The organism is Polaromonas sp. (assembly GCF_030689685.1).
Classification (GTDB): Bacteria; Pseudomonadota; Gammaproteobacteria; order Burkholderiales; family Burkholderiaceae_C; genus Polaromonas.
In genome coordinates, this window is record NZ_JAUYEY010000092.1 from 1 (window position 1) to 5,061 (window position 5,061).

5 protein-coding genes are annotated in these 5,061 nt (G+C 63.2%); 1 reads left to right on the forward strand and 4 read right to left on the reverse strand.

Annotation, left to right across the window (positions count from 1 at the left end; genetic code table 11):
- Positions 1-220: 220 nt before the first annotated feature.
- From Q8O29_RS19165 to Q8O29_RS19175, 3 genes are all read right to left on the reverse strand, one after another.
- On the reverse strand, positions 221-949 hold the full coding sequence (locus Q8O29_RS19165) for a hypothetical protein (RefSeq protein WP_305565742.1): 729 nt from the start codon (positions 947-949) through the stop codon (positions 221-223).
- 100 nt (positions 950-1,049) lie between these two features.
- Positions 1,050-1,310, reverse strand: a complete 261-nt coding sequence (locus Q8O29_RS19170; protein WP_305565744.1) for a hypothetical protein — start codon at positions 1,308-1,310, stop codon at positions 1,050-1,052.
- A 474-nt stretch (positions 1,311-1,784) separates the two neighbouring features.
- On the reverse strand, positions 1,785-2,714 hold the full coding sequence (locus Q8O29_RS19175; RefSeq protein ID WP_305565746.1) for an SDR family NAD(P)-dependent oxidoreductase: 930 nt from the start codon (positions 2,712-2,714) through the stop codon (positions 1,785-1,787).
- 109 nt (positions 2,715-2,823) lie between these two features.
- On the opposite strand from Q8O29_RS19175, the gene Q8O29_RS19180 reads away from it, so the two are divergent.
- Positions 2,824-3,699: an NUDIX domain-containing protein gene (locus Q8O29_RS19180; protein WP_305565748.1), complete on the forward strand. Its 876-nt coding sequence runs from the start codon at positions 2,824-2,826 to the stop codon at positions 3,697-3,699.
- A gap of 11 nt (positions 3,700-3,710) precedes the next feature.
- Here Q8O29_RS19180 and Q8O29_RS19185 read toward each other — a convergent pair whose 3' ends face one another.
- A complete protein-coding gene (locus Q8O29_RS19185; RefSeq protein ID WP_305565749.1) occupies positions 3,711-4,709 on the reverse strand; it encodes a tRNA-dihydrouridine synthase in 999 nt (332 codons plus the stop codon).
- Positions 4,710-5,061 lie beyond the last annotated feature (352 nt).

A 5,061-nucleotide genomic window follows, 5' to 3' on the forward strand; every position in this document is an offset into this window, starting at 1 on the left:
AGCATCGCTTCCTGCGCCTGAGAAAGAATCAGTGCCGCACGTCCAGATTTCCTTGCCATAATCCGCCTCCGTCAAGAGTTGCAAATGAATTATGGCAATTATCTGCTATTATGTAACTTTATTGTTGGAACGAACTACTAGCGACTGGAAGAAGGTTTAAGCAAGCGTGGGGCCATGATGGCGCTGTAGGTTTAATCCGACAAGTGCAATTCGTCAGAGATCAGCTCGCGCCGGTCACCTTGAAGTTCTGGAACACGGCTTGCACCGGCCGGGTTTCGGGCAGGACGTAGACCACACCGCGCTGCGAACCCAGCGCCGGTTTGACCACGTCTTCATAAAACGCCACCGGCAGGTTGATACAACCGAAAGAAATCCGGTTGTCGTCCGGCGTGGCGGACGCCAGCCGCTCAAGCCGACGTTCGCTGGGATCCTTGGCGCGCACGCGGTGCATGGACACCGCCGCCTCATAGTCCACCCACACAACGTCTTCACCGAAAGAGTTGATGCCAGGCTGTGACACAAAACGCCCGGCCGGCGTGGTACGTTCATGCGGCTCGATGGCGGATATCTCACGCTCGCCGATGCCTTGAACCGAATCGTCGCCGACGGCAGAACCCATCAGCGCCGGCGTGGCGCCGTTCAGCGTGCCGTTCGGCTTGAACACAAACACCCTCACATGCGGTTTATCAACGATGACAAACGGCATGCCACGGTGGTCGCGTGCATCCATCACCCAGTTGGCCATCTGGCGCGCCTCGGGCGAGGGCTGCTCCCGGGCAAAGTCCGCATGCCGGGGCAGATGCGCCAGCGATGGCGCCATCGCAGCCGAGGGCACTACAGCAGACGGTCTGGACGTGACCTGACCGGGAAGAATCAGCGCAATCGCCGCGCAACCCATGCCCAGCCCCTTGAGGATGGCGTCGAATTGGGACGGTTCGGTGTTGGCCATGATTCTAAAAATCCGAAAATGGAGGCTTCCAAAAGGATGCAGGGGAGACGGCTGAAATTACCCGGCTCCCCCGCGACCTACAGAACATGTGATGCCCGTATTAGTTGCGGTCAGCGCGTGGCTCAAGCGTGGTGTCCATGGTGCGGGGCGCCGTATTCGTGTTGTCCATCGAGGTGCCGGTGCTGGTCGAAGGCTGGGACTGCATGGTGCCGCCAGTTGCTGGCTGCGCCTGTGTGGTCGGGCCCTGGGCATTCGGCTGGCCGGGGACATTGGTCACAGCGGTTTGTGCATAAGCAAAACCAGCACTGGCGACCAGTGCGGCAGCAGTGATGGCGGCGGTCAGAGATTGATTGAATTTCATGAGTAGCTCCTGAATAAACCCCGAGGGGGCGGTTGATTGAAAACGCCGATCAGTGATCGACTGAGTTCAATCTAAACCTCACATTCGTGCGGTGGGTCGGTGTCATCCGCGTGCGCCTGTAGGACAGGTCCGCCCTGGCTGCTGATGTTTGCACCTCGTTACGTCCGGAGCGACAAGGAACCGGGGTTCTACAAAATGCTACGTTTTCAGGAGCAAGGCAGGTTTGATTGATAAGGGTAGCAACCGCATGACGAAAGCTTGCCACGCCGGGGCTGGGGCCGCGCGACAGACGCGGACTACACAAGTCATCATCGACGGACTGCATCCGCCGCGCAAGGCATTGCGCAAACTGCGTCTGTGCCAGCCGGGTTTCGCGCTACAACGACAGGTATCCGACCTCCGCCCCGGGCGAAACGTCGAAACATTGTCCAGCGAACCCGGCTGCATTTTTTTGCGCGCGTGCTGGCGCAAGGATCAAATCAAGCTACGGACTGAGCCCTGCGCGTGTTCCCTAGCCAAGCTGACTTCGTGGCTGCCCTGCGCCGATCCGCTTTGCGGCACCATCTCGCCGCTGCGCGCCCTCACCTCGTCGAGCCTTGCCGCCAGCGCTTCAGGCACCTGCGCACCCGTGCCCAGCCACAGGCCCCGCGTCAGTGTGATGTGGGCCGCTTCAAAGGTGCCGGCACCGGCGCACAGGATGGCGCGTGTCGGCGCATCCTGCGCCACCAGCACCAGCATGGCCGGTACCACGGCCTCGGGTTGCAGCGCGCGCAGCACCTCTTCAGGCATCAGGCCCTCGGTCATGCGGGTGGCGGCGGTCGGTGCCAGGCAGTTAACGCGAATGTCGTTTTTTGCGCCCTCGATGGACAGCGTCTGCATCAGCCCGACCAGCGCCATCTTGGCCGCACCGTAGTTGGACTGGCCGAAGTTGCCATACAAGCCCGACGACGAGGTGGTCATCACGATGCGGCCGTATTTTTGCGCGGCCATGATGTCCCACACCGCCTTGCAGCAATGCACGGCGCCCATCAGGTGCACGTCCATCACCAGCGCAAAATCGGCGAGCGCCATCTTGGCAAAACTCTTGTCGCGCAGAATGCCAGCGTTATTGACGAGAATATCGACACGGCCCCAGGCGTCCATGGCTTGCTGGACCATGGCCTGCACTGCCACAAAGTCGGTCACCGAGGCGCCATTGGCCATCGCCTCGCCGCCGGCTGCGCGGATCTCGGCCACAACCGCCTCGGCGGCACTGACTGATCCGCCGGAGCCGTCGCGCGCGCCGCCGAGGTCGTTGACCACCACCTTCGCGCCGCGCGCGGCCAGCGCCAGCGCATGCTGTTTGCCCAGCCCGCCGCCGGCGCCTGTGACGATGGCCACGCGGCCGGTGAAATCCATACCCATCTGCTGTCCCCTGTCATGTTGGTGATCTGGTGCGCGCCCCTAAACTGCTAGGCTAGGAGCCTGTACTGTAATGGACGGTGCAGCGCCCTGATGAAAGACCAGCCACGCCATGGAACTGAACCTCGAAACCGTCACCACCCCGCCGCGCCCGGCCGCCACCGTGGTGCTGCTGCGTGATGCGCCGGCTGGCCTGGAGGTGTTTCTGATGAAGCGCCACGGCCTGTCCGATGTGCTGGGCGGGGCGTATGTCTTTCCGGGTGGCAAGGTTGATGCGGCTGATGCCGATCTCGACATGGTGGCGCACATGGACCAGCCCCTGGACACGCTGCACGACGGCCTGGGCGAGGCCGACATCAGCGCATCCACCGCCGGGGCGCTGTATGTAGCTGCCTTGCGCGAGGCCTTTGAAGAATGTGGCGTGCTGTTTGCGCAAGGTGGCTCTGTGCAGCCCGCCACGCAGGCCGCAGCGCTGCTGCGCGAGGGTCACGGTTTCAATGCAGTGCTGGCGCAGATGGCGCTGCGCCTGCAAACGCGCAGCATCCTGCCCTGGTCGCGCTGGATCACACCGACCCAGCCCTCGGTCATGAACAAGCGTTTCGACACCCGTTTTTTTGTCGCGGCGGTGCCGGACGGTCAGGTGGCGCGCCACGACAATTTTGAAACCACCGAGAGCATCTGGTTCAGCCCGCGTGAAGCGCTGCAGCAGTACTGGGCCGGTCAGATCGAGCTGGCGCCGCCGCAGATCATGAGCCTGGCGCACCTGGCACGGCACAGCGCGGTGGACAGTGTGCTGGCCGCCGCGCGTGCGCGGCGCCCACCGGTGATCCAGCCCGAATCCTTCAACGACAACAGCGGCCGCGTGATCTGTTACCCCGGCGATGCCCGCCATTCGGTGCGCGAACTGGCGCTGCCCGGCCCGACAAGGCTGCATTACCGCAACCAGCGTTTTGAGCCGGCCACCGGTTTTGAGGGCTTGTTTGCCTGATGCGTGTGCGCTCAGGCGGCTTGCAGCAGCCGCGACGGGCTTGACGGCTCAGCGGCATGCGCCTTGACCACGCCCGCCAGCCACTGGTCAATCAGTGCTGGATCGTTGATGGTCTTGAGTGACTGGTAAGCGGTTTCCGCTTCCGGGAAACGACGGCGCAAAAAGTTGAGCCACTGCTTGAGCCGGCCAGGCCGCGAGCGTGCATCAAGCCGGGTGCAGACCAGGTGCCAGAAATCAGCCAACAGCGGCACCAGCTCCGGCCAACCGAGCGCCTGCACACAGCCTTCACCCATCGACGCCTTGATCGCCAAGCCCAGTCCGGGGTCAGCCACTGCGCCGCGGCCAATCATCAACATGTCGCAGCCCGAGGCCTCACGGCAGCGGCGTGCGTCGTCCACGGACCAGATCTCGCCGTTGGCCACCACCGGGATGGCGACCGCCGCGCGGATGTCGGCGATGCGTTCCCAGTAGGCGGGCGGCCGGTAAGCCTGCGCCTTGGTGCGTGCATGTACCACCAGCTCGTCGGCGCCGCCGCTGGCAATCGCCTGTGCACACTCAACGGCGAGCGCATCGTCGTGGTAGCCCAGGCGCATCTTGGCCGACACCGGCAGATGCGCCGGTACGACGCGCCGCACCGCCGATACGATGGCGGCCAGGGTGTCGGGCTCCTTCAGCAAGGCTGCCCCGCCGCCGTGGCGATTGACGATGTTGGCCGGGCAACCGAAGTTCAGGTCAATGCCGGCCGGCCCCAGCGCCGCGAGCCGCGCGGCGTTGTCGGCCATACACACCGGGTCCGAGCCCAGCAGTTGCGCACGCACCGGCACACCGGCCAACGTGCGCCCGCCGCTCAGCAGCTCGGGCACGATACGCGTGAAGACACGCTCGGGCAACAACTGGTCGGTGATACGAATGAACTCCGAGACACAGCGGTCCACGCCACCGGCCCGCGTGAGAATGTCGCGCAGCACGAAGTCCACCAGCCCTTCCATGGGCGCCAGCAAGAGGGTCATGGGCTGATGCTACCGCGCGGCGCCGGGCGGCCAGCGGTTACAAACACCGCCCTGCCTCTGTTTATGCAGCAAAAAGGTCTCCAGCCCATACCAGTTGTACACACATAGCTATGTTTTTGATAGCGGCTGATTGGCCTTCCCGTCCTACAAGGATGGCAGGCACGTCTTACAGCTTCCCGCCAGTGCGGCACCTAAAGTGGTTGTTTCATCGAAGGAGATGCTATGGATGCCTCCCTGCCCACGGGCAAGGAATTGAGACTGTTGAACGCCAAGGGCATGAACAGCCGTCGATCAGGAAGAGAGACTTCGAGTAATCGAGGTGGATCCTCTGATGGATACGGCATCAAAGTGC

Bases quoted from the DNA above. Each gene is read 5' to 3' on its own strand.
- Q8O29_RS19165 (WP_305565742.1), bottom strand. From the start codon at position 949: ATGGCCAACACCGAACCGTCCCAATTCGACGCCATCCTCAAGGGGCTG.
- Q8O29_RS19170 (WP_305565744.1), bottom strand. From the start codon at position 1,310: ATGAAATTCAATCAATCTCTGACCGCCGCCATCACTGCTGCCGCACTG.
- Q8O29_RS19175 (WP_305565746.1), bottom strand. From the start codon at position 2,714: ATGGGTATGGATTTCACCGGCCGCGTGGCCATCGTCACAGGCGCCGGC.
- Q8O29_RS19180 (WP_305565748.1), top strand. From the start codon at position 2,824: ATGGAACTGAACCTCGAAACCGTCACCACCCCGCCGCGCCCGGCCGCC.
- Q8O29_RS19185 (WP_305565749.1), bottom strand. From the start codon at position 4,709: ATGACCCTCTTGCTGGCGCCCATGGAAGGGCTGGTGGACTTCGTGCTG.